The sequence below is a fragment of the Mesorhizobium sp. M0514 genome (genome assembly GCF_040321145.1).
In the GTDB taxonomy this organism is placed as follows: domain Bacteria; phylum Pseudomonadota; class Alphaproteobacteria; order Rhizobiales; family Rhizobiaceae; genus Mesorhizobium.
The window spans coordinates 1-21,389 of sequence record NZ_JAMYQZ010000095.1 but is presented as its reverse complement, the minus strand read 5'-3'; the positions used below and the strand labels follow the sequence as shown (position 1 = coordinate 21,389).

Annotated in this window: 24 protein-coding genes and 1 riboswitch; of the genes, 12 read left to right on the top strand and 12 right to left on the bottom strand. The window is 62.7% G+C overall.

The annotated features are described in order from the left end of the window. Positions 1–45: 45 nt before the first annotated feature. The 3 genes from NKI61_RS27595 to NKI61_RS27585 all read right to left on the bottom strand — a co-directional run bounded on the left by NKI61_RS27595 (position 46) and on the right by NKI61_RS27585 (position 2,042). Positions 46–855, bottom strand: a complete 810-nt coding sequence (locus tag NKI61_RS27595; RefSeq protein ID WP_023690285.1) for a CbtA family protein — start codon at positions 853–855, stop codon at positions 46–48. A 15-nt stretch (positions 856–870) separates the two neighbouring features. Further along, positions 871–1,050, bottom strand: coding sequence for a CbtB domain-containing protein (locus NKI61_RS27590; protein WP_023670784.1), 180 nt, complete (start codon positions 1,048–1,050; stop codon positions 871–873). Between the two features lie 36 nt (positions 1,051–1,086). Further along, a riboswitch (cobalamin riboswitch) is annotated at positions 1,087–1,282 on the bottom strand. A gap of 67 nt (positions 1,283–1,349) precedes the next feature. Next, positions 1,350–2,042, bottom strand: a complete 693-nt coding sequence (locus NKI61_RS27585; RefSeq protein ID WP_352841840.1) for a gamma-glutamylcyclotransferase — start codon at positions 2,040–2,042, stop codon at positions 1,350–1,352. Between the two features lie 136 nt (positions 2,043–2,178). Between NKI61_RS27585 and NKI61_RS27580 the strand changes: the two genes are divergently transcribed. Continuing rightward, complete coding sequence (locus NKI61_RS27580) at positions 2,179–3,354, top strand: aromatic ring-hydroxylating oxygenase subunit alpha (RefSeq protein ID WP_352841838.1); 1,176 nt, start codon at positions 2,179–2,181, stop codon at positions 3,352–3,354. 7 nt (positions 3,355–3,361) lie between these two features. Here the strand turns inward: NKI61_RS27580 and NKI61_RS27575 are convergent, their stop codons facing one another. After that, a complete protein-coding gene (locus tag NKI61_RS27575; RefSeq protein ID WP_352841836.1) occupies positions 3,362–4,561 on the bottom strand; it encodes an MFS transporter in 1,200 nt (399 codons plus the stop codon). Between the two features lie 233 nt (positions 4,562–4,794). Between NKI61_RS27575 and NKI61_RS27570 the strand changes: the two genes are divergently transcribed. Further along, positions 4,795–5,805 carry a heparan-alpha-glucosaminide N-acetyltransferase gene (locus tag NKI61_RS27570; RefSeq protein ID WP_023733796.1) on the top strand — a complete coding sequence of 337 codons (1,011 nt, stop codon included), beginning with the start codon at positions 4,795–4,797 and terminating at the stop codon, positions 5,803–5,805. Continuing rightward, positions 5,802–6,308, top strand: a complete 507-nt coding sequence (locus NKI61_RS27565; protein WP_031244029.1) for a methyltransferase family protein — start codon at positions 5,802–5,804, stop codon at positions 6,306–6,308. The genes NKI61_RS27570 and NKI61_RS27565 overlap by 4 nt, the downstream gene beginning before the upstream one ends. A gap of 312 nt (positions 6,309–6,620) precedes the next feature. Here the strand turns inward: NKI61_RS27565 and NKI61_RS27560 are convergent, their stop codons facing one another. Both NKI61_RS27560 and mgtE read right to left on the bottom strand, forming a co-directional pair. Beyond that, positions 6,621–7,007, bottom strand: a complete 387-nt coding sequence (locus tag NKI61_RS27560; protein ID WP_006203215.1) for a MerR family transcriptional regulator — start codon at positions 7,005–7,007, stop codon at positions 6,621–6,623. Positions 7,008–7,165: 158 nt separating this feature from the next. Then, the gene (gene mgtE, locus NKI61_RS27555; RefSeq protein ID WP_023670790.1) at positions 7,166–8,584 is read right to left on the bottom strand and encodes a magnesium transporter; all 1,419 of its coding nucleotides are present in this window, start codon (positions 8,582–8,584) and stop codon (positions 7,166–7,168) included. A 265-nt stretch (positions 8,585–8,849) separates the two neighbouring features. On the opposite strand from mgtE, the gene NKI61_RS27550 reads away from it, so the two are divergent. The 5 genes from NKI61_RS27550 (at position 8,850) to sucD (ending at position 14,068) form a co-directional block, all read left to right on the top strand. Then, positions 8,850–9,515 (top strand): response regulator transcription factor, encoded by a 666-nt coding sequence (locus NKI61_RS27550; RefSeq protein WP_023670791.1) that lies wholly within the window; start codon positions 8,850–8,852, stop codon positions 9,513–9,515. Positions 9,516–9,661: 146 nt separating this feature from the next. Beyond that, positions 9,662–10,852 (top strand): aminotransferase class V-fold PLP-dependent enzyme, encoded by a 1,191-nt coding sequence (locus NKI61_RS27545; RefSeq protein WP_023731220.1) that lies wholly within the window; start codon positions 9,662–9,664, stop codon positions 10,850–10,852. A gap of 10 nt (positions 10,853–10,862) precedes the next feature. After that, entirely contained in the window at positions 10,863–11,837 is a 975-nt protein-coding gene (locus NKI61_RS27540; RefSeq protein WP_023670793.1) for an HpcH/HpaI aldolase/citrate lyase family protein, read from the top strand. 18 nt (positions 11,838–11,855) lie between these two features. Continuing rightward, positions 11,856–13,040: a malate--CoA ligase subunit beta gene (locus tag NKI61_RS27535; RefSeq protein WP_352841834.1), complete on the top strand. Its 1,185-nt coding sequence runs from the start codon at positions 11,856–11,858 to the stop codon at positions 13,038–13,040. Between the two features lie 128 nt (positions 13,041–13,168). Beyond that, positions 13,169–14,068 (top strand): succinate--CoA ligase subunit alpha, encoded by a 900-nt coding sequence (gene sucD / locus NKI61_RS27530; RefSeq protein ID WP_023690971.1) that lies wholly within the window; start codon positions 13,169–13,171, stop codon positions 14,066–14,068. A gap of 27 nt (positions 14,069–14,095) precedes the next feature. Here the strand turns inward: sucD and NKI61_RS27525 are convergent, their stop codons facing one another. Beyond that, the gene (locus NKI61_RS27525; protein WP_352841833.1) at positions 14,096–15,028 is read right to left on the bottom strand and encodes a TauD/TfdA dioxygenase family protein; all 933 of its coding nucleotides are present in this window, start codon (positions 15,026–15,028) and stop codon (positions 14,096–14,098) included. 399 nt (positions 15,029–15,427) lie between these two features. Here NKI61_RS27525 and NKI61_RS27520 point away from each other — a divergent pair, with 399 nt between their 5' ends. From NKI61_RS27520 to NKI61_RS27505, 4 genes are all read left to right on the top strand, one after another. Then, positions 15,428–16,507, top strand: coding sequence for a sensor histidine kinase (locus NKI61_RS27520; protein WP_023690969.1), 1,080 nt, complete (start codon positions 15,428–15,430; stop codon positions 16,505–16,507). A gap of 134 nt (positions 16,508–16,641) precedes the next feature. Then, complete coding sequence (locus tag NKI61_RS27515; protein WP_352841832.1) at positions 16,642–16,974, top strand: GcrA family cell cycle regulator; 333 nt, start codon at positions 16,642–16,644, stop codon at positions 16,972–16,974. 350 nt (positions 16,975–17,324) lie between these two features. Beyond that, positions 17,325–17,702 carry a hypothetical protein gene (locus NKI61_RS27510; protein ID WP_352841831.1) on the top strand — a complete coding sequence of 126 codons (378 nt, stop codon included), beginning with the start codon at positions 17,325–17,327 and terminating at the stop codon, positions 17,700–17,702. A gap of 35 nt (positions 17,703–17,737) precedes the next feature. Beyond that, positions 17,738–17,989 (top strand): hypothetical protein, encoded by a 252-nt coding sequence (locus tag NKI61_RS27505; protein ID WP_352841829.1) that lies wholly within the window; start codon positions 17,738–17,740, stop codon positions 17,987–17,989. A gap of 577 nt (positions 17,990–18,566) precedes the next feature. On the opposite strand, the gene NKI61_RS27500 is transcribed toward NKI61_RS27505, so the two are convergent. The 5 genes from NKI61_RS27500 to NKI61_RS27480 all read right to left on the bottom strand — a co-directional run bounded on the left by NKI61_RS27500 (position 18,567) and on the right by NKI61_RS27480 (position 21,131). Then, a complete protein-coding gene (locus NKI61_RS27500; protein ID WP_352841827.1) occupies positions 18,567–19,325 on the bottom strand; it encodes a hypothetical protein in 759 nt (252 codons plus the stop codon). Positions 19,326–19,366: 41 nt separating this feature from the next. Continuing rightward, entirely contained in the window at positions 19,367–19,528 is a 162-nt protein-coding gene (locus NKI61_RS27495) for a DUF3309 domain-containing protein (protein WP_352841825.1), read from the bottom strand. Positions 19,529–19,827: 299 nt separating this feature from the next. Further along, complete coding sequence (locus NKI61_RS27490; RefSeq protein WP_352841823.1) at positions 19,828–20,202, bottom strand: hypothetical protein; 375 nt, start codon at positions 20,200–20,202, stop codon at positions 19,828–19,830. 102 nt (positions 20,203–20,304) lie between these two features. Continuing rightward, positions 20,305–20,676: a hypothetical protein gene (locus tag NKI61_RS27485; protein WP_352841820.1), complete on the bottom strand. Its 372-nt coding sequence runs from the start codon at positions 20,674–20,676 to the stop codon at positions 20,305–20,307. A 2-nt stretch (positions 20,677–20,678) separates the two neighbouring features. Next, the gene (locus NKI61_RS27480) at positions 20,679–21,131 is read right to left on the bottom strand and encodes a M15 family metallopeptidase domain-containing protein (RefSeq protein ID WP_352841818.1); all 453 of its coding nucleotides are present in this window, start codon (positions 21,129–21,131) and stop codon (positions 20,679–20,681) included. Between the last annotated feature and the right edge of the window lie 258 nt (positions 21,132–21,389).

Below are 21,389 nucleotides of genomic sequence, written 5' to 3'. Positions count from 1 at the left end.
CTCTTGCCGGAGCGCGCACCGCCGATGATAAAGGTCAAACTGCGATCAGGCAAAGCTGTCGCGCAGGCTGGTCGCCGAGCCGGTGAAGCGTTCGCGCACCACGCCAATGACGGCGCCGAGCACCAACCAGAACACCAGATTGGTCACCGTCACCGCCACCACGAACTGGTGATGCAGGCCTTCGGGGATCGGCGTCTCGAAACTGTCGGGCTGCGGCGCGCCGACAATATGCGGGGCGACGATCAGAACGACGGCAAGGACGGTCAGCGGCGCCGAGGTGCGGAAGGCGATCAAGGCAAGGCCAATGGCAGTCGCCACAACCGTCGCCACCCACCAGATCTGGCGCTGCATGAGATCGGCCGCCGGCATTGCCGGCAGTTCCGGCGGCAGGCCGAGGCCCGGAGCCAGCGTGAATACGGCAAAGCCGGCCAGACCCCAGAACACCCCCTGGCGCCAGTTGCCGATGCCGCCGGCGAATTCGGAAACGGCCACCAGGACCAGCGCGAAACCGATACCGGTGACGATATTGGCCAGCACGCTGAAGGCGAATCGCTCGAAGCCGTCGGCCGGCGCCCAGCCTTCGTCCTCCGCTGGCGCGGCAGCTTCAGCCGGTGCGGGTGCTGCGCTGCTCACGGCATTTTCCGCCGGCGCGGCGGTGCTCATGGCATTGGTGTCCGCAGCGTTGGCGGCGGGCGCCGCGGCATGCTCATGCTCATGGCCGCCACCAGCCTTTTCGTAGACCTCGGCCTTGAGGATCAGCGGCACGGTGGCGTAGGCCTGCATGCAGGCGAGAGCGACACCCGCCACGAGCCCTGCGATCGCCGCGATGAACACGACGTTGCGAAACAGGTTCATGATGTCAGATCCTCGTCAGTGGCAGGGAAACGCCATCGAATGGCGATAGTCGTGCGCCGCATTGTGGACCGCATCGATATGCGAGAAACCGACAACGCCGACGACGAAAATGCCCAGAAACGCGCTAAGCACGAGCTGCATGAAGCGCGACTGCGAGGAGACGGAAGCGCCGAGGGAGACGGAAGCGGTATTCATATCTTGTCCTTTCGCCCTCCACCCGAGGGCATCGAAGTCAGTTCCCTGTCGCCGGCAGGTCTCCTGGCTCGCGGATCAGCGCCCTTCCCCACCTTCCCGAGGAAAAAATCCTCAGTGGCTTGGAGAGGACTACCGCACACAGTTGCGGGGGCAGCCACGGCATTGGGCAACAAGTCAGCCCTCACCGCATTCCCTCTTGGTCCCTAACGGAACCGACGACATGCATGACTATAGGCTGAAACGGCCGCATCCGGCAAACCAAATTCCGCCGGCCAACAGCGCGAATGCGCCATGCGGCGTTACGGGTTCAACGCGGTGATCCGCTCGGCAACCAGCCGCTGCAGCCGCCACAGATGGCGATCGTGAATGCCGCGCTCTTCAAGGTTTTTCACCGTGTTGTAGAGATAGTCGGCGCCCGACCCCCAGTGCCCGCAGGACGTTGCCAGCCTTTCGACGACCTTGCCCTTGTCGAGCGGTCCTGAACAGGTCAGGCCGTTGCGGTTGATGACGAAGGCCAATGCCCTGAGCGGTCCGGCCTCGCTTGCAAGCTTGAGCATGCGCGGCCGGTAGCTTGTCGGCTTCAGCGTGACTTCGCGCCGGAAAAGCCGGCCCAACTGCTCGCGCCGGTTATTGTCGGTCAGCCGAAAGGCGACGCCCTTGCATTGTCCGCCACGGTCCAGCGCCATCATCAGGCCGGGGCTGTCCTTGGTGCCGCGCCAGCGCGTCATGTTCATGCAAAAGGACCGATGCCAGCCGCGCGCCAGCGCAACGCGGTCCTCGACATAATCTATTTCCGGTTTCCAGATCAGCGATCCATAGCCGAACAGCCATAGCGGTTCGCTGTCCGGGAGTTCGACCTGCAATTCATCCAGCAGCGCGTCATAGTCGGCTTCATCGAGATGCATCGCGTCCGGATCCGGCCCGGGGTCCCTGATCTCGCGCCAGCAGCGCGCGACCAGCTCCGGCGTAAGCGACATCTGTCGTGCGGCCACGTTCCGAATCCCCCCAATTTCCGAATGTCCCATGTCCCCGACATGATTATGCGCCGCGCCTGCAACCGGCAATGCGGCACTCTGATTGACAAACGATTTGCCGGGGTGTCGGCTGACGCTTCATAGGAAGCAAGCCATGCAACCCAACCAGAGCGAGCGCGACCCTTATAACGGCCTGAGCCGGGCCGAACCGACGCTACCGTCGTCGGCCTATTGGGATAGCGAGGCTTACCAGCGCGATCTCGAGGCCATCTGGTACAAAAGCTGGCTGCTCGTCTGCCGCGAGGCCGATCTTGCCCAGCCTTTGGCATTCAGGACATTCCGCGTCGGCACGCAGGAAATCGTCGTGCTGCGCGACGACACCGGCGAGTTGCGCGCCTTCCACAACACCTGCCGGCATCGCGGCTCGCAGCTTTGCCAGGAAAGCGAGGGCCGGCTGAAAGCGCGGCTCATCACGTGCCCCTACCATGCCTGGTCCTACTCGCTGCGCGGCGATCTCGTGCGCGTTCCCTCGAAATCGCTGCCAGATGGTTTCGACAAGGCAGATCATCCGCTCTACCGGGTGGCGCTGTCGGTGTGGCGCGGCTTTGTCTTTGTGAACCTTCAGCAGGCGACGGCCGGCTCCGCCGAGACCTCCTTCGATCCCGCATCCGGCGACCTCGCCAACTGGCCGCTGGAAACGCTGGTATCAGGCCATGTCCTGCGCAAGGTGATGAACTGCAACTGGAAGATCTTCTGGGAGAACTTCAACGAGTGCCTGCATTGCCCAGGCGTCCACAAGGACCTGTCTCGGCTGGTGCCGATATACGGCCGCGGCCTGATGAGCCGGCACGACGACCCCGACTGGGTCCGCCATGCCGACAATGACGCACCGGAGTTTTCGGGTGGCCTGCGCGCCGGCGCCGAGACCTGGTCGCGCGACGGACATGCCCATGGCCCGGTCTTCCCGGGCCTGACGCCAGCCGAGCGTGCGGCCGGACAGACCTATGCCACCAGCCTGCCGTCGATGTTCATCGTCGGCCATGTCGATTATGTCAGGACGGTGCGACTGATGCCGCTCGGTCCCGAACAGACCGAACTCACCGCCGGATGGCTGTTCGCGCCCGAGGCGCTGGCTGAGACGGACATCGACAATGTCGTCGCCTTCGGCACCCAGGTGCTGGAGGAGGATGCCGCGATCTGCGAGATCAACCAGAAAGGCCTGCGCTCCATGCGTCACGCGGCCGGCGTGCTGATGCCGGAGGAGTACGATCTGCACCGCTTCCACAACTGGGTGCGCGAGCGGCATGCAGCGCTTGAGGCAACCGCCTGATCGGCGACTAAAGCGACTTCGGCAGATAGCGCCAGGTGATAAAGCCGCAAACAGCGGCCAGAATGCCCAGCGTCACGAACACCGAGCCGAGGCCGAAAAACGCCAGCACCACCGAATAGACCAGCGGCGGCGTCAGCTCGGAAAAGTCGAGATAGGTGCGGTAGACCGCGGCCATCTGCGCCCGCTCATAGGACCGCACCGAGCGCATGAAGGCGGTCGAGCCCAGTGCATCGAGCGCGATGGTGAAGAAGGCGCCGCAGAGCAGGAAAAAGCCCGTAAGCAGCGGCGCGGTAGTGCCGACCGCGCCCGCCGCAAGCAGCGTCGCCGACATCGCGAAATAGGCGAAGGTCATGGTGCGCCGGCCGCCGAAGCGTTTTCCCGCTTTGCCCCAGAAGATCGCCATGAACAACAGCGCATTGCCGGCCGAAACCAGCAGGCCGCCGGCAAGCTTGCCCTCGCCGGTAATCACCATGAACAGCGGCCCGTAGACGAAGAACGTCGTCCAGAAGCAGGAGCGGCCGAAGGCGATCAGCCAGGCCAGCCTGAGCCTGGGTTGTGCTACGAAGCGGCCGATATTGGCCAGCGGATTGGCCGGCCGTGTCTTGCCCGGCCGGATCGACCGGTTGTCGCCCAGCCTGTAGGTCCAGAACAGCGCCAGCAAGGCCAACGCAAACACCGCGACCGCGCCATGCGCGGCATAGATGCCGTAGCGTGTGTAGAGGAAGATGCCGAGTGTCGGCCCGCCGGTCCAGGCCAGCATCGACCACGCCATGCGCAGCGATTCGGCCTGCATGAAATCGGTCTTGCGGATGTGGTCCATGATGTAGAGGTTGAGCGTGATCGACAGGGCGCTCGCCCCCATGACGCGGCACAGCATGCCTGTCAGTTGCCCGGCAAGCGTGTGGGTGACGAAGAACAGCGAGCCTATCGCCAGTAGGCAGGCGCCGGCGGTATAGACCCAGCGCCGGGCAAACCTGCGGATCAAGATCGGCATGAACAAGGTCACCGACAGGCCGAGCAGCGCCACGATGGTGTAGAGGATCGAGACGATCTGCTCGTTGTGCAGAATCTCATAAGCCTGGATCGGGATGACGCTCGACACCGTGGCACGGGCGAAGGATTCGACCGCATAGAGCGAGGCAAAGGTGCGCGCATCCGCCGGACGCAGGGCCGGAAGCCAGATCGGATGGCGCACATGGGTGGACATTTGATCCCCAAATCAGACTCGCGGCGTCAAATCTGCGCTGGCGCTTCCTCCGCCGGTAACAGGAAACCGACCCCTTCCCGGCAAAAAGCGAATTCGGCCAAAGGCTTTCCGGCTCTGGCCTAAAGCGCCGCCCGATGCAGCCGCACGGCGCGACCCGGAGCGTAGAGGGCGGCCTTCTTTTGTCCGGTGCAACCGTGATAGTCGTCTTTGGGGCTGAATCAGATCGCGAGACCATGAGCATCCATACCGCACCCCCTGGAGATCAACTGAAGCGAGATCAACCGAAGCGCATCGTCGCCATCGATGTCGTACGCGGCATCGCGCTGATCGCCATGGCGAGCTACCACTTCACCTGGGATCTCGAAAATTTCCACTACACCGATCCCGGCCTCACCGCCGTCGGCTGGTGGAAGATCTATGCGCGCTGCATCGCCTCGACCTTCCTGTTCCTGGTCGGCGTCAGCCTGTTTCTCGCGCATGGCAGGCAGATCCGCTGGACCGGCTTCTGGAAACGTTTTGCCATGGTCGCCGTCGCGGCCGCCGCCATATCGGCGGTCACGTACTTCATCACGCCGGACAGCTTCATCTTCTTCGGCATCCTGCATCAGATCGCGCTGGCCAGCCTGCTCGGCCTTTTGTTCTTGCGGCTGCCGTCCTTGCTGGCGCTTGTCGTGGCGGCGGTGGTGATCGCCGGGCCGATCTATTTCCGATCCGAAGCCTTCGATCATCCGGCGCTGTGGTGGGTCGGCCTGTCGGCGATCAACCCGCGCTCCAACGATTACGTGCCGCTGTTTCCCTGGTTCGGCGCCGTGCTTCTCGGCATCGCCGCGGCAAAGTTTGCGTCCACCACCGGCCTGCTGGCGCGGCTGGCCACGCTGGGATCAGGAAGCTGGACCAGGCCGCTCACCTTCATCGGCCGCCACAGCCTGGCTTTCTATCTGATCCACCAGCCGCTGCTGTTCGGCTGCGTCTGGCTGTTCTCGCAGATCGCGCCGGCGCCGGTCGAGACACGGGAAGTGGTCTTCCTCAAGGAATGCCAGGTATCCTGCGAACAGCAGCGCGACACGGAGTTCTGCACCAGCTATTGTGTGTGCATGCTGGACACGCTGCAAAGCGAAGCGGCATTCGACCGGCTCTACAATGGTGACCAGACCCCGGAGTTCAAAGCGCATCTCGGTGAACTCGCCGGCATCTGCACCGCAAGGACGGAGGAGAGTCCGATGACGCAGGGAGGGCAACAATGACCGACAAGCTCACAAAACCCGGGCTGGCAAAACCCGATCTACCGAGACCACGGCTGATCCCATGGCCGCCGCTGATCTACATCGCCGCCATTGCCATCAGCATCGCGCTCGGCCTGTTCTATCCCCTGCCCTGGATCGGCGACCTCTTGGGCGACCTTTTGTTTGCCGCCGGCTTTGTGGTGCTGTTTGCCGTCGCAGCCCTCTGGTTCACCGCTATCCGCACCATGATCGGGGCCAAAACGACGATGAACCCCAATGGCGTGCCGGATCATCTGGTGACGTCCGGCCCGTTCGGCGTGACGCGCAACCCGATGTATCTGGCCAACACGCTGCTTTTGATCGGCGTCGCCTTCGTCTCGGGGATCGTATGGTTCCTGCCGCTGGCTTTGATCGCGGCATTTGCAACGCAGAAGGTCGCCATCGAGAGCGAGGAGAAGGTGCTGTTCGCCAAATTCGGCAAGAAGTACCGCGACTATACGAAGCGGGTGCGCCGGTGGATTTGAGGCGGGTGTGATCGCTGGCAGGGTTCGCATGCCTTGGCGACTAGCCGAACGCCCATCTCTTCGTCATCCACGGGCGAAGCAAGGAGCCTAGCGACGCAGCGCAGACCCGAGGATCCATGCCGCGACTTCCAAGCGGCGCCACGGTCCAGAATTCTGCAGCGCTGCACTCCACGGCCAATGTCACGGAATGGATTCTAGGGTCTCCGCGACGGAGCTCCGCTCCTGCTCCGCCCTAGAATGACGAAGTTCTGAAGGCTTCCGCTAATCCCAAACGTTGGCGATCGCCACCAAAGCGCGCCATGGCCAGTCCGCTCAGGTATTTACCCCCAGCTCCACCAGCCGCTCGACGCAAGACTCCTCAGCCTGGTCGAGCTCCGCCAGCGTCTCCTCGAGATCGCGGCGCTTCTGCCTGAGATCCTCGCGCTTTTCCTCGATGCGCTTGATCATCAGCTTGAGTTGACCGACCTCGCCGGGCGGTTCCTTATACATCTGGATGATTTCGCGGATCTCGTTGATCGAGAAGCCGAGCCGTTTCCCGCGCATGATCTGGCGGATCAGATGCCGGTCAGATGGGCGAAACAGCCTTGTGCGGCCCCGCCGGACCGGTTGCACCAGCCCCTCATCCTCGTAGAAGCGCAGCGTCCGCGTCGACACGTCGAATTCGCGGGTCAGTTCGGTGATCGAATAATATTCCCGCATCTTTGCTCCAAATGTCGGAACATCGGAAAACGCCCGGTCGCCCGGGATTTCCAACGCATTCCGATCAACCCCGTTCCAAGCCGGACTCGGCATGAAACCCCGCGCAAGCCTCGCACCACATTTACGTAAAAGTCAATTGAGCCCGCAACGCCTCTTTCTCAAGGGATAGCGAACCACCAGGTGGCCAGCCCCAGGAAGGCAAAGAAGCCAACGACGTCGGTGACGGTGGTGACGAAAACCGCCGACGCCACCGCCGGATCGATCTTGAACCGGTCGAGCAATAGCGGGATCAGGATACCGGCAAGGGCTGCCACGAACATGTTGATGATCATCGCCGCCGCTATGATGCCGCCCAGATTGGCATCGCGGAACCAGACGGCCGCGACGATGCCGATCAGCACGGCGAAGATGATGCCGTTGATGGAACCCACGCCCATTTCGCGGCGGATGATGCGGCCGGCATTGTAGATGTCGAGATCCCTGGTCGCCAGCGCGCGTACCGTGACGGTCATGGTCTGCGAACCGGCATTGCCGCCCATGCCGGCCACGATCGGCATCAGCACGGCCAGTGCCACGATGTGCTCGATGGTGCGGTCGAACAGGCCGATCACCGACGCCGCCAGGAACGCCGTCAACAGGTTGACCAGCAGCCAGGGAACGCGCGAGCGCGAGGTCGAAAGAATGCTGTCGGACAACTCTTCGTCGCCGACGCCGCCCATGCGCAGCAGATCTTCCTCGGCCTCCTGCTGGATGACGTCGACGACGTCGTCGATGGTCAGCACGCCGACCAGCCGCTCGTTCTCGTCGACGACGGCGGCGGACAGAAGATCGTATTGCTCGAAGTCCCGCGCCGCCTCTTCCTGGTCCATGGTGGCCGGAATGGCGTGCCTCGTCTCGTGCATCACGTCTCCGACCTTGGTCGTGCGCTTGGTGCGCAGGATCTGGTCGAGGTCGATGGCGCCGAGCAACTTGAAGCTTGGATCGATGACGAAGATCTGGCTGAACCGCTCGGGCAGGTTCTTGTCTTCGCGCATGTAGTCGATGGTCTGGCCTATGGTCCAGAACGGCGGCACGGCGACGAACTCGGTCTGCATGCGGCGGCCGGCGGTCTCTTCCGGGTAGTCGAGCGAGCGGCGCAGCCTGATCCGCTCGGTGAACGGCAGCTGCGACAGGATCTCGTCCTGGTCTTCCTTTTCAAGATCTTCGAGAATGTAGACCGCGTCGTCGGAATCGAGGTCCTGCATGCCCTGGGCAATTTGCTCATTGGGCATATTGTCGACGATATCGCGGCGGATCGCCTCGTCGACCTCGGTCAGCGACGAGAAGTCGAAGTCGGCGCCGAGCAGTTCGACAAGGGCGCGACGCTGTTCGGGGTGCAGGGCCTCGAGCAGATCGCCAAGTTCCGACTGGTGCAGGTCGTCGACTTCGCGCTTCAGCGTCAGCGTATCGCGATCGGCGATCGCCGCCCCGATCTGGGCGAGGAATGATGACAGAACGGCGCCGTCCTCGCCATAGATGTCGGCGTGGGCATCGTCAGCGGCTTTGGCGCCGGTCGTGTGGTCGTCCTGGCGTTCCACCAGCGGCTCCCGCCATGGGAATTTCGGAAAAGTGCCTGTCAGGTCTAGCGCGCAACGCACGGTAATATCAAACGAAATGCGCCCCGCCCTGCATATGGGCGAGAGCGATTTCATCAGGATATGACGCCGCCCAGGATTCAGGCGGCGCGACAGCGCATGTCGCTGGGGAAAGAGCACCCCAGCACGGTTGGGGCAGAATTGTCATGATGCAGGTTCAGGCAAAGGCCGGACCCGCCCAGGCGACAACCAGAACAGCCGGAAGCCCTTGAAGATCAGGTCGCAGACGCAGAAAGCAATCGAGGAACGGCGCGTGCGCGTGGTCGTGGCCGAACGCAATCCGCTCGTGATATCGGCGCTGCGCGACATGCTGGACTGCGACGGGCGCTTCGAGCTCCTGGCCTGCGTGCAAAGCGGCAGGCATTTTCTTGAGTTGGCAGCGGAAGGCGAATTCGACGTCGCAATCATCGGGTGGAAGCTTGCCGACATGGACGGCGCCGATGTGCTGGCCGAGGTTCACAGCCGCAAGCTCGGCGTGCGCATCGCGGTGTTTTCCAACGACCACGACATCGGCATCCTGAAGCAGTGCGTGCGCCTCGGCGCCCAGGGCTACTGCTTCCAGTTCGACGATCCAGCGATCATCTTCGAGACCATCCTGGCCGTCGCGCATGGACGCATCTGCATCCCCTACATCGACATCAATAAGGTCAACGACACGCCCTTGTCGCTGCTCACCGTGCGCGAGCGCGAACTGCTGGCCGTGCTGTCCGACGGCTGGACCAATTTGCAGATCGCGACGCGTACGGGGATTTCCGAGAACACGGTGAAGTATCACCTCAAGAATCTCTACGACAAGCTCGACGTCCGCAACCGGGCGATGGCCGTCGCGCTCTATGCGCGCGAGCGGCGTACCCAGAAGCAGCCGTTCGGGTAGGAAAGCGATGAGCCGCGGGTAGGTCACCCGGGTAGGCAACCCCCACCCGCGCGCGGCAAGATGTTACCTCTTGAGGTGTTGTTGCCATTAGCCGTCGAAACGAAACTCCCCATCACCGCTTTGCTGGATCAGGAGGAGTTCGCGACATGGCCGGTTTCACCCATCTTTTCATTCCCGGACCGACCAACATTCCCGAACAGGTCCGCCAGGCGATGAACCTGCCGATGGAGGACATGCGTGCAGCATCCTTCCCCGATCTCACGCTACCGCTGTTCGAAGACATCAAGACGGTGTTCAAGAACGAGACCGGCCGCGTCTTCATCTATCCCTCCTCCGGCACCGGCGCCTGGGAAGCGGCGATGACCAATGTGCTCAGCCCCGGTGACCGCGTGCTGATGTCGCGCTTCGGCCAGTTCTCGCATCTGTGGGTCGACATGGCCGAACGGCTCGGCTTCGAGGTCGATGTCATCGACTGCGAATGGGGAACCGGCGTGCCGCTCGAGCTCTATGCCGAGCGGCTCAGGGCCGACAAGGCGCACCGCATCAAGGCAGTCTTCTGCACCCAAAACGAGACCGCGACCGGCGTGACCAGCGACGTCGCCGGCTGCCGCGCCGCGCTCGATGACGCCAACCACCCTGCTTTGCTCTTCGTCGACGGCGTCTCGTCGATCGGCTCGATCGACTTTCGCCAGGAGGAATGGGGCGTCGATTGCGCGGTCAGCGGCTCGCAGAAGGGTTTCATGCTGCCCGCCGGCCTCGGTTTCCTCTCCGTCAGCAAGAAGGCGCTGGTGGCCTCGCGGAGCGCCACCCACCGCCGCTGTTTCTTCTCCTTCGAAGATATGATCCGCGCCAACGACGCCGGCTATTTCCCTTATACGCCGGCTACTCAGCTGCTGCGCGGCCTGCGCGCCTCGCTCGACCTGATCGCCGAGGAAGGGCTGGAAAACATCTTCGCCCGTCACCATCGCCTCGCCGAAGGCGTGCGCAAGGCGGTCGACGCCTGGGGCCTGAAGCTCTGCGCCAAGACGCCTAAATGGCACTCCGACACCGTCAGCGCCATCCTGGTGCCGGACGGCGTCGACAGCGGCGATGTGGTCAAGCGCGCCTACCAGAAATACCAGACCGCGCTCGGCGGCGGCCTCAACAAGGTGATCGGCAAGGTCTTCCGCATCGGCCATCTCGGCTGGCTGAACGAGGTGATGGTGCTGGCCTCGCTCTCGGCCGCCGAAATGGCGCTGCTCGACTGCGGCGTACGGCTGGCGCCCGGCTCCGGCGTCGGCGCCGCCATCCAGCACTTCCGCGCCTCGGCCGCCGTGCCGGTCGCCGAAGCCGCCTGAGGAGCCGACAATGAGCCACACCATCAACCACCTCAAGAAATTACGGCTGCAGCGCAGCGAGCTGGCGGTTCCAGGCTCCAGCCCGGAAATGATCGACAAGGCGGCCAACAGCGCCGCCGACTTCATCTTCCTCGACATCGAGGATGCGGTCGCCCCGCCCGACAAGGAACGCGCCCGCAAGAACATCATCCAGGCGCTCAACGACATCGACTGGCGCGCCAAGGGCAAGACCGTCTCGGTGCGCATCAACGGCCTCGACACGCACTACATGTACCGCGACGTGGTTGACGTCATGGAGCAGGCCGGTGACCGGCTGGACACCATTTTGGTGCCGAAGGTCGGCGTGCCGGCCGACCTCTACATGGTCGAGGCCATGGTCAACCAGATCGAGATGGCAAAGGGTTTCAGGACCCGCGTCGGCCTCGAAGCGCTGATCGAGACCGCGCTCGGCATGGCCAATGTCGAGGCGATTGCCGCGACACCCGGCCGGCTGGAAGCCATGCATTTCGGCGTCGCCGACTATGCGGCAAGCTGCAAGGCGCGCACGGTCAACATTGGCGGCCTCAACCCCGACTATCCCGGCGATCAGTGGCATTTCGCTCTGTCGCGCATGACCGTCGCCTGCCGCGCCTATGGCTTGCGCGCCATTGACGGGCCGTTCGGCGACTTCTCCGATCCGGAGGGCTACATCGCTGGCGCCAGGCGCGCGGCGGCGCTGGGCATCGAAGGCAAGTGGGCGATCCACCCCTCGCAGATCGCGCTTGCCAACGACGTCTTCTCTCCACCGGAAAAAGAGGTCACCCGCGCCCGGCGCATCCTCGAAGTGCTGAAGGAGGCGGAGGCGCAGGGCAAGGGAGCGGCCGCACTCGACGGCAAGATGATCGACGCAGCGTCGGAACGCATGGCGCGCAATGTTCTGGTGGTCAACGAGGCAATCGAACGGGCCAGCCAATTCTCTAGCGAGCCGCGCGTCGCCACGCATTGACTGTTCAGGGAGGACAAAATGGACATCCACGAATATCAGGCCAAGGAACTGCTGGCACGCCACGGCGTGCATGTGCCGCGCGGCGGGCTGGCCTACAGCCCCGAGCAGGCGACCTACAGGGCCCGCGAGATCGGCGGCGCCAAATGGGTGCTGAAGGCGCAGGTGCATTCCGGCGCCCGCGGCAAGGCCGGCGGCATCAAGCTCTGCGCCAATGACGAGGAGATTTCCAGCGCGGCCGAGGGCATGCTCGGCCGCAAGCTGGTGACACAGCAGACCGGCCCGCGCGGCAAGCTGATTTCGCGCCTCTATCTCGAGGAAGCCGTCGACATAGCGCAGGAGCTCTATGTCGGCTTCGTCCTCGACCGCAAGGAAGAGCGCGTCATGATCGTGGCTTCGGCTGGCGGCGGCATGGAGATCGAGGACATCGTCGAAAAGGCGCCGAACTCCATCCTGCGCACATCGGTCGATCCCGGCGTCGGCATGCAGCGTTTCCAGGCCCGCGAGATCGCCTTCGGCCTCGGCCTCGACCACAATCTGATCGGCAAGGCGACCGAGACCATCTTCAGCTGCTACCAGGTGTTTCGCGACTACGACGCCTCCATGCTGGAGATCAATCCGCTGGTGGTGACGCGCGACGGCAATCTGATCGCGCTCGACGCCAAAATGTCGTTCGACGAGAACGCGTTGTTCCGGCGGCCGGAAATTTCCGAGCTGCGCGACAAGAGCCAGGAAGACCCGCGCGAAACCTTCGCCAGCGATCGCGGCCTGTCCTATGTCGGGCTCGACGGCAACATCGGCTGCATCATCAACGGCGCCGGCCTCGCCATGGCGACCATGGACATGATCAAGATCGCCGGCGGCGAGCCGGCCAACTTCCTCGACATCGGTGGCGGCGCCTCGCCCGAGCGGGTGGCGAAATCCTTCCGGGCCGTGCTCGGCGACAAGAATGTCGAGACCATCCTGGTCAACATCTTTGCCGGCATCAACCGCTGCGACTGGGTCGCCGAAGGCATCATCAAGGCAATACGCGAGGTCGGCGTGAACGTGCCGCTGGTGGTCCGTCTCTCCGGCACCAAGGCCGAGGAAGGACGCCGCATCCTGGCCGATTCCGGCGAGGCGGTAATCGTTGCCGACACGCTTGCAGAAGCCGCCGAAAAAGCCGTCGCTGCCTGGCGCGCGGCCACCAAGAAAAAAGCAGCCTAGAGCCGGATGATTTCAGGTCGAATCGACCTGAAATCTGAATCCGTCTCTAAAATCAAACAGATGGAGCATGATGTCGTCCGAAAACCGCTTCACACTTTTCGGCATCATGCTCTAGGGAGGTCGAGAAAATGGCAATCCTGCTCAACCGCAGCACCCGCGTCATCGTCCAGGGGTTCACCGGCAAGATCGGCAGCTTCCATGCCGACGACATGAAACGCTATGGCACCAAGCTGGTCGGCGGCGTCACCCCCGGCAAAGGCGGCCAGAAGCATCTCGGCCTGCCTGTCTTCAACACGGTCAAGGGCGCGGTGCGCGAGACCCGCGCCGAGGCCAGCATCGTCTTCGTGCCGCCGCCCTTTGCCGCCGATTCGATCATGGAAGCGGCGGACGCCGGCATTAAACTCTGCGTCTGCATCACCGACGGCATCCCGTCGCAGGACATGATGCAGGTCAAGCGCTACATGCTGCGCTACCGCTACGAGGACCGCATGCGGCTGATCGGCCCGAACTGCGCCGGCGTCATCACGCCCGGACAGGCGCTGATCGGCATCATGCCCGGCAGCATCTATCTGCCTGGCCGCGTCGGCATCGTCGGCCGCTCCGGAACGCTCGGCTACGAGGCGGCGTCGCAGATGAAGTCGCTCGGCATCGGCGTGTCGACCAGCGTTGGCATTGGCGGCGACCCGATCAACGGCTCGTCCTTCAAGGACATGCTGAAACTGTTCGAACAGGATGACGACACCGACGCCGTGGTGATGATCGGCGAGATCGGCGGACCGCAGGAAGCCGAAGCGGCCATCTGGGCGCGCGACAATATGAGGAAGCCGCTCATCGCCTACATCGCCGGCCTCTCCGCCCCCAAAGGCCGCCGCATGGGCCACGCCGGCGCCATCATCTCGGCCTTCGGCGAGTCCGCGCAGGAAAAGGTGGAGATCCTCAAGGACGCCGGGGTGATCATCGTGCCGACGCCGTCGTCGTTTGGTGAGGTGGTTGCAGAGACGCTGTCACGTATGAAGAAGGCCGCCTGAACAGCGGCCTTCGCGTTCGACCGCGCCTCATGCCGCCTTGTCGGCTGCCGGCTTCGCGACCTTGGTGCGGGTGGCGCTGCGGCGGCCGTCGACGCTGACCGGAACGTCGCCGTCGACCGTGGCGCGACGCACCACCCGGTGCTGGTCGCCATAGTCGTTGACGGCGTAGTGCTGCGTCGCGCGGTTGTCCCAGATCGCCACATCGCCGGCCTTCCAGCGCCAGCGCACGGTGTTCTCCGGCGCGGTGACATAGGACTGGAAAACCTCGTAAAGCTTCGCCGAATCGCTTTTGGAAAGACCGATCAGCCGTTGCACGAAATTGCCGAGCAGCAGCGTGCGCTCGCCTGTTTCGGGATGGACGCGGACGACGGGATGCTCGGTCTCGTAGATCGTCGAGGTGAAGATTTCCTCGAAGTGCTTCTTTTCCGCGGCGCTCGCACGCGGCCGCACCGCGGCGTAATCGTAGGCGTTGCTGTGCACCGCCCAGAGATTGTCGGCCAGCAGCTTCAACGGCTCGGGCAGGTCCTGATAGGCGGCCGCGGTGTTCGACCAGATGGTGTCGCCGCCGGCCGGCGGTATGACGACGCCGCGAAGAACGGAGAATTTCGGATAGGCGTCGACGAAGGTGACATAGGTATGCCATTGGTCGGCGCGACCGCCGCCACGGCTGGAATCGAGTTCGAGAATGGACGCCGTTCCCTTGACGGGACCTTGCGTCGGATGCGGGACGAGGTCGCCGAGACGCTGGGCAAAGCGCTCCTGCCCGGCATCGTCGAGATGCGCCTGGTCGCGGAAGAACACCACCTTGTGCCGCAACAGGATCTGGTTGATCGCCGCGACCGTCTGCTGCGGCAGGTCGCCGGAGAGCCGAATGTTCCTGATCTCTGCGCCGACGCGTCCGGTAAGCGGGACAATATCGGCATCCGGGATGATCTGCTCTACGGGGGTAAGTCTGGTCATGGGAACCTCTTCCTCTAAAGCCGCGGGGCTGCTGGCAATGCTCCGCCGTCTGCCGGCCGCACAGCGATCGGCGGAGCAACTCCCTCATCGGGAGCCGACTTGCTTGGTAACGAGAGCACTGATCTCAACTCAGGAGGCGAAGGCCGCCAAGGCCGGCGAGCAGTACCGAGATCCCATTCAAAGCGTAATTCTACAAATTCCATAGACATTTCTTTTCAAAGTTCGGCGGCCCTGAGAAAAATGCCTTCTGTCCAATTCGCTCGTGAGCAGCAGGCGGTGGAGCCCTGCGCGACGCGGCCCGCACCAGTAGTGACGCTGTCGTATCCCTTCGATATTGGAGATGGCGGGTGAATTGCATGCCTGATATTGATGGCTTCCACGCATCACGCAGGCGCCGAGATGACAGACTCCGATAAGGCTGACGCTGTCGAGCAATTGCTCGATACGCCTGACCTCGCCACCGCGCTGGAAAGCGACCAGTTCAAGAAATTTCTCGACCAGATGCCGATCGCGATCGCCGTCTCGGAATTGATCGCGAAGGAGCGTGTCGTCTACGCCAATCCCGAATTCGAGAAGCTCTCGGACCTCAAGGCGCCGAAGCTTGCGCGGGAAAACTGGGCGGCCCTTTCCGGCAGGGGGCTTCATCGGCAGAAGGACAGGCCGCTCGCCGAGGCTGTTGTTGAAGACACCGATTTCGTCGGCACATTTCGTCTTGAGCGCGGCGAGGACAAGCCGGCAATCGTCGACGTTTATTCCAACGTGATCGAGGACGACAACGGCAAGCTCTGCTTCCGGCTGGTGGCGCTTGTCGATGTCACGGCACACGGTGAGACCGAGGACGCGCGACCCGCGGAAGAGCTAATCCGGGAGAAGGACACCCTGTTGCGCGAACTGCAGCACCGGGTGAAAAACAATCTGCAGATGATCACCGCTTTGATCCGGATGGAAACCCGCAACGCCACCGAACCGGACCAGAAGCGTTTCGAAAGGCTTGCCGGCCGGGTAGACGCATTGGCAATCCTTTACCAGACCTTGTCGGCTGACCAGCAGAAGGATGAGGTGGATCTTGGTGTGTATCTTAGCCAGATCGCGTCCGCCGTCATGGCGTCGCACGCAGTCGAAGGTATCCGCCTCGACCTTAAGGTGGATACCTATCCGGTATCCATCAACGTTGCCATGCCGACAGGCCTGGTCGTCAATGAGTTGCTGACCAACGCTCTCAAACATGCATTCGTCGGGCGCGAGGGCGGCACGATCACGCTGCACAGCGTCGTCAGCGGCGATGGTTGCCGGGTGACTGTCGCCGATGATGGGATCGGTCTGCCGACGGGTGAGACCTGGCCCAGGCCCGGCAAGCTCGGCTCCCTGATCGCGCGGTCGCTGACCGAAAATGCCAAGGCGCAATTCGACGTCAAGTCGAGTGCCGGCGAGGGAACCAGGGTCACCATCGTCTTCAAGCGATCGGCGGCGACGGACTGAGGCTATGCAACGACGCGCCGGCAAATCCCGGCCGGACAGGTGCTTCGGGCGCTCGCGGGTGTGGCCTTAAGTCGCAAACGATTTGGCTTCAGAAGCGGGGCGCCGGGCTTCTTTGACGGTGCGATCAGCACCATATGTGGTCCACAGCCTCCAAAACGAGAGAAGCTCGCTCCGCCGGGTCGCATCGCGGTCGTCAGCCGGCAAGGGCTATGAACCAGGAACTGAAAACCATCATGCGTGAAAATATCCGACCAGCGTCGAGAGACGTCCCCCTCATTCAGCTAGGCCTCAACCAGTGCCGCTTCCCGGTGAGCGAAGACCGCTCGGTACCCGGAGGTTACCGGTTTTGTGCCGGGCCGACGTCGCCGGATCGCGTCTACTGCGATCACCACCACACCGTCGTGACGGCCGTTGACCCTCGTCGAGCCCGTCCGGGTCTCCATTTCCCGCAACGACGCGCCGCTTAGGTCACCCACATCCCCTGCCCCGCCACCGTTAAAGCCGGGGACTCGGTGCAGGAGGCTGGCCGGTGCGAGCCAAATGGCGTTCGCGTGCGGCTCTGCGACCTCTTGTTGCAACTCTGCTGCGGCCGGTTCAAGCGCCAAAGGCGATGATTTGGCGTCGACGGCCTGAGAAGCCGCAATGATTTCAATGGCCGAAAAATTATGGTGCGGTCGAGAATAGTGCCACGCCGTTGTGCTGTAAAGGGTTACGTGCCCTCCCCTTACGAAAAGCCCAAGACGACGCTTGCGGAATTGCTTTATGCTCCCCGCACCCGTCCGCCCTTCCTGAGCAGCTATAAATAAGGAGAATGGAGATGGAAGAGCCCAAGATTACCGAAAGCTGCGGTTGCGTGTTTTGCGATGTCGGCTTGGAGCCTGAGAGCATCGACGGGCGACTAGTCCATAGTCATCCGACGCGCGGCAACGGCTCCTCACTCTGCACAAAGCCCGTCGCCACAATCATTGACCTGAATGAGCGCCGCAATGCAGCGGAGCGGCCCGATCCCGAGTTCATTCGCAAGGATGAATATGGCCGCTCACTGTATTGCTTTGTCCTTAGCTTTGATATGGGCCACAAGCAGTTCGGGACGGAACTTTGGGCTTATGACACAGCGGACGCCGAAGCCAAGGTTGCTGCAATGCGCGAAAGCCTGCGGTGCGACGGACAGCTTTACTGCGTGGTCCCGGCCTAGCCTCACCCCGGATAGTCAGCCTTGAGGAACCATTAATGGCAATTCGCATTCGAACGGTAGGCGAAACCCGCGTGGCTCTATGCGCTGCTGAGACAGACGAGCGTCCCGGTGATGTCTATCTGGACGACGCGGCACACTATGCGCTCGCTGCGAAATTCCGCCTCGACTGGAAAGACCAACAGCTTACCGGCTGGCCTGAGTACCCTGTCGAGTGGGCAGCCATGGAAACGCAAAAACTGCGGGATGCCGAAGCGACCCTCACCGCTTGGCTGGATAGTCAGCCTTAACCACTATCCTGGTATAAGGGGCTGGGGAGAGAGGTTTTCTGAGCGCTCTACCGCCCCTTCGTCTTCGCATACCCTGTCGGCGATGAACTCGCTATCAGATGGATAGCCGCTCCCTTATGTCCACAGACCTCGCATTTGCAGGCTGAAGCGATCCGGGTTTCATTGATAATCGAGTAGTCAGCACCGTATTTCTCAATGAGCCAGTCCAAGGGAAGCCGCTCGCCGTGCCCACAGTTTGGGCCGCGGCAGTTCGCCCGAAGCCCTTCACCGCGCGCTTTGATCTCTGCCAGGGTACTCATTTCACCCTGTCGAACAGGATCGGCTTCCACCTGCAGGCTGCCGCGGTGCCTATGAGGTTCTGGAGTTCGACGTCTGGCGCGCTGGTGCGGACGGTCTGCCTGACACGCTTGATGGCCTCAGCGATCGACACAGGGCCTGGCTGGGCGTCTACGGCTTGGGAGATGGCATCCTGAAGCGCTGGCATCGGTCGATTGTAGCGGAGGGCCAGACAAGCGAAAAGCCCCGCCAGCCCTTTCGGACCAGCGGGGCATGGCGCGGGGCAGCGCTTAAGGGTTAGCTAGGGCGATGTGGCCGACTGCTGCGAGCGGATCATGCGCCAAGCGTCGAGGCGCTCCTCGAGGCGCCTGATCTCGGCTTTCATATCAGCGAAGCTATCCCGGCCGTTTCCGAGCGACGAGGCAAATCCGGTAAAGTCGCCTCGCAGCTGATCAATCTGCCGTTGAAGATTGACGTTGGACGCGGCCTGAGTCTCTCTGATATTCGCAATGTCATGATCGCGACTTTGGTTCTTTTCGTTCCATTCGTTGCGGGGCAGCAATGTCGAGCGCAGATCGATGACCGCTGCGTCGGTGCGAGCCCTATCCTCTGCCCCTCTGGCCGTCCGCCAGTCCATCTCCTGCCTCGAGATTGTGCTCGTGGCCAGCATCTGGATCGACTTGGCCGTTTCCGAGGTGAGCGCCTGGATTGATTTGTTGGTCTCGACGTTGGCGGCCTTCAGGTCGTTCGTGGCCTCCCTGATGGGCATATAGGCCAGTCCGCCGAGGATCGCGGCAAAGGCCAACATGACAGACAGAGCCTGCCATTGCGGTCTTGCCCTTTCAGCAAGGCTTGTTGACAGGGCAGCGATTGATGCCCGCGTCTCGTTCGTTGAGGCGTTGAGTGAATTGCTGACCTGGTTGAAGCCATTTCGCATCTCGACTTCGACATCGTTGATGCGGCGCCCCATGTTGGTGACGCGCTCGCCCATCGCCGCCTGAAAAGGGTCAAGATACTGTCGCGGCGCGTCGTCAGTTCCGTTTGCCATGTCATCCGCCATTCTTTTGACCCCGTATCGCCCATGCACTGCTGTTTGAAGGCTTAGGCTCGAACCACGCCGAGTAGGAGGAGAACGACCAGCACCACGATCAGGACGATGCAGGTCAGATTCGACGGCACGCGATTGGCGATGATGCCAGCCGGCCAGCCGAATATCGCAAGGAGAAGCAGAACGATGAGCAGCAAATCGAAACGGGTTAACATTGCGAACGTTCCTTTCGGTTTCAGACGGATGTTTTGGCGATCATGATCAGGCAGACGATGAAAATCACCGCCATGAACACGAGCCAGGCCTTCATGTGCCCTTGTCCCACTCGGCAACGCCACGCTGCTTGGCGTTCGCGCACAGCAGCCGTTGTTCGTTCACGTCGCCGCGCGTGTAGAGGTCTTCCACAGTCTCAGCGCCGCCTGCCGGCGCAGTTGGTGGTGTGCCAGGCTTACGCCATGCGCTGCCGCACGGCTGCAAAAGCACCGTGGGCACACGCGGCTTGACGATCTCGATCTTAGTGAGGACGGCTGGCGGCTGGTGCGCGCAGGCTGTCAGGAATGCGAAGGCCCAAAAACTTGCGAGCGTCTTCATTTTCTCTCTCCGCCTTCCGGCGTTCATCGTTGGCGGTGTTCAATGCGTCGTTGGATTCGGCGAGTTGCTCGGCGAGCTTTGCGGCAAGGTCGTTGTCGCGCTCCTGCTGGGCCTTCAGGCGGCCCAGGGCCTCGTCGTTGGCCTTGTTGACCGCAACTGCCGTGGCGAGGTCAGCGCGCGCCTGTGCGGCGTCTGCGCGGGCGCTAATGGCATTGCCGCGATACCAGAAGGCGGTTGTTGCCAGCCCGAGGATCACAATGAGGATCGCCGCGGAGAAACCGAGCCGGAGATAGCTCATGCCCACACCATGTAGATCGCCGCCGCGATGGCGAGCATGACGAGAAAGGCACGGCGCGCTCGACGGCCGCCGAAATCCGGTCGATGAGATAAGGGACGAGCATCACGGGCCATCCTCTTGCACCGGCGCAGCGTTAACTGGCGCTGGGTTGTTCTGTTGGACAACCGTGGCGCCGCCCTGCTGCGTCGGCGGGATCCCGGCATTGACGGCCATGGTGTCCACTTCGGCCCGGCGCTCCGAGGCGTTGTCCCATGTTGCACCGAAGATGAACGAGCCGACGGTCGAGGCGACTAGCAGAGCCACGGAATTGGCGATCGCCTCGCGCAGGCTGTCAGGCTTGCCGAACAAGGCGAGATAGGTGATCAGCCCGCAGCCCCAGACGATGACGGCGATCGCCATCTTGCGGCGCACGTTCCATGGCTTGCTGAAAGCCCCGGTGGTTCCGAAGCCGGTGACAGTGCGGCGCAATGTCATGTTCAGCCCGCGAACAGCTTGGACTGCTTCGCCCAGGTGCGCCACGGGTGGAGCTCATAGTGCGGCAGGTCCCAGCCATCGGACATGTTGCCGTCCATGTTCCAGTCGCCGCCCCAGCGAAGCGGGATTGCCAGCGACAGCGCCAGGCCGTCGCCCTTGCCCGCTCCGTTGTTCCAGCCGATCACCTTCCACAGGTCGATGAAGGATTGCCGGTTGTTCCAGTCATATGGCGCCGGGAACAGATCGAAGGCGATCGCCGGCTGCCAGTTGTGCGCCGACTGGCCGAAATGCGCCTTGCTCTTGCCGGTGGCGAAGGCGCGCTCCTGCGCATCCCGGCCGCGCGTTGAATCGAGGATGCGGAAATCGACCACTGCAATCGCCGCGTTGGCGATCTGCTGAAGCTTCGGATGACATTTGAGCAAGGCAGCCTGAGACACTGCACCAAAAGCTGGCATGGCAGTTCCTTTACGTGATCGCGGAAGTTGTAATTTCAGGATTTCGAGAGCATCGTGCCGCCGCGCCCTGTAATTGAACCCGATGAGCGCGAGCCTGAGAGGGGTCGGCGTTCGTCGCGCCGGCCCTTTTTCTTTAGAGCCAGTTTGCCGCGCACACCCGCTTCACATTGCTGGTGGCTGCCGAAACTCATGCTGAAGGAATGCCCGCAAGCCGATCGTCACGCCGATCGCACCGCAATCGTGGCCGACCTATATGAA

Coding starts and splice junctions, on each gene's coding strand:
- NKI61_RS27560 (WP_006203215.1), bottom strand. CDS start 7,007: ATGCGGGAATATTATTCGATCACCGAACTGACCCGCGAATTCGACGTG.
- NKI61_RS27500 (WP_352841827.1), bottom strand. CDS start 19,325: ATGGCGGATGACATGGCAAACGGAACTGACGACGCGCCGCGACAGTAT.
- NKI61_RS27515 (WP_352841832.1), top strand. CDS start 16,642: ATGTGGTCCACAGCCTCCAAAACGAGAGAAGCTCGCTCCGCCGGGTCG.
- NKI61_RS27590 (WP_023670784.1), bottom strand. CDS start 1,050: ATGAATACCGCTTCCGTCTCCCTCGGCGCTTCCGTCTCCTCGCAGTCG.
- NKI61_RS27595 (WP_023690285.1), bottom strand. CDS start 855: ATGAACCTGTTTCGCAACGTCGTGTTCATCGCGGCGATCGCAGGGCTC.
- NKI61_RS27520 (WP_023690969.1), top strand. CDS start 15,428: ATGACAGACTCCGATAAGGCTGACGCTGTCGAGCAATTGCTCGATACG.
- NKI61_RS27575 (WP_352841836.1), bottom strand. CDS start 4,561: ATGTCCACCCATGTGCGCCATCCGATCTGGCTTCCGGCCCTGCGTCCG.
- NKI61_RS27490 (WP_352841823.1), bottom strand. CDS start 20,202: ATGAGCTATCTCCGGCTCGGTTTCTCCGCGGCGATCCTCATTGTGATC.
- NKI61_RS27485 (WP_352841820.1), bottom strand. CDS start 20,676: ATGACATTGCGCCGCACTGTCACCGGCTTCGGAACCACCGGGGCTTTC.
- NKI61_RS27580 (WP_352841838.1), top strand. CDS start 2,179: ATGCAACCCAACCAGAGCGAGCGCGACCCTTATAACGGCCTGAGCCGG.
- NKI61_RS27480 (WP_352841818.1), bottom strand. CDS start 21,131: ATGCCAGCTTTTGGTGCAGTGTCTCAGGCTGCCTTGCTCAAATGTCAT.
- NKI61_RS27540 (WP_023670793.1), top strand. CDS start 10,863: ATGAGCCACACCATCAACCACCTCAAGAAATTACGGCTGCAGCGCAGC.
- NKI61_RS27570 (WP_023733796.1), top strand. CDS start 4,795: ATGAGCATCCATACCGCACCCCCTGGAGATCAACTGAAGCGAGATCAA.
- NKI61_RS27535 (WP_352841834.1), top strand. CDS start 11,856: ATGGACATCCACGAATATCAGGCCAAGGAACTGCTGGCACGCCACGGC.
- NKI61_RS27525 (WP_352841833.1), bottom strand. CDS start 15,028: ATGACCAGACTTACCCCCGTAGAGCAGATCATCCCGGATGCCGATATT.
- NKI61_RS27510 (WP_352841831.1), top strand. CDS start 17,325: ATGGAAGAGCCCAAGATTACCGAAAGCTGCGGTTGCGTGTTTTGCGAT.
- sucD (WP_023690971.1), top strand. CDS start 13,169: ATGGCAATCCTGCTCAACCGCAGCACCCGCGTCATCGTCCAGGGGTTC.
- NKI61_RS27505 (WP_352841829.1), top strand. CDS start 17,738: ATGGCAATTCGCATTCGAACGGTAGGCGAAACCCGCGTGGCTCTATGC.
- NKI61_RS27495 (WP_352841825.1), bottom strand. CDS start 19,528: ATGTTAACCCGTTTCGATTTGCTGCTCATCGTTCTGCTTCTCCTTGCG.
- NKI61_RS27545 (WP_023731220.1), top strand. CDS start 9,662: ATGGCCGGTTTCACCCATCTTTTCATTCCCGGACCGACCAACATTCCC.
- NKI61_RS27565 (WP_031244029.1), top strand. CDS start 5,802: ATGACCGACAAGCTCACAAAACCCGGGCTGGCAAAACCCGATCTACCG.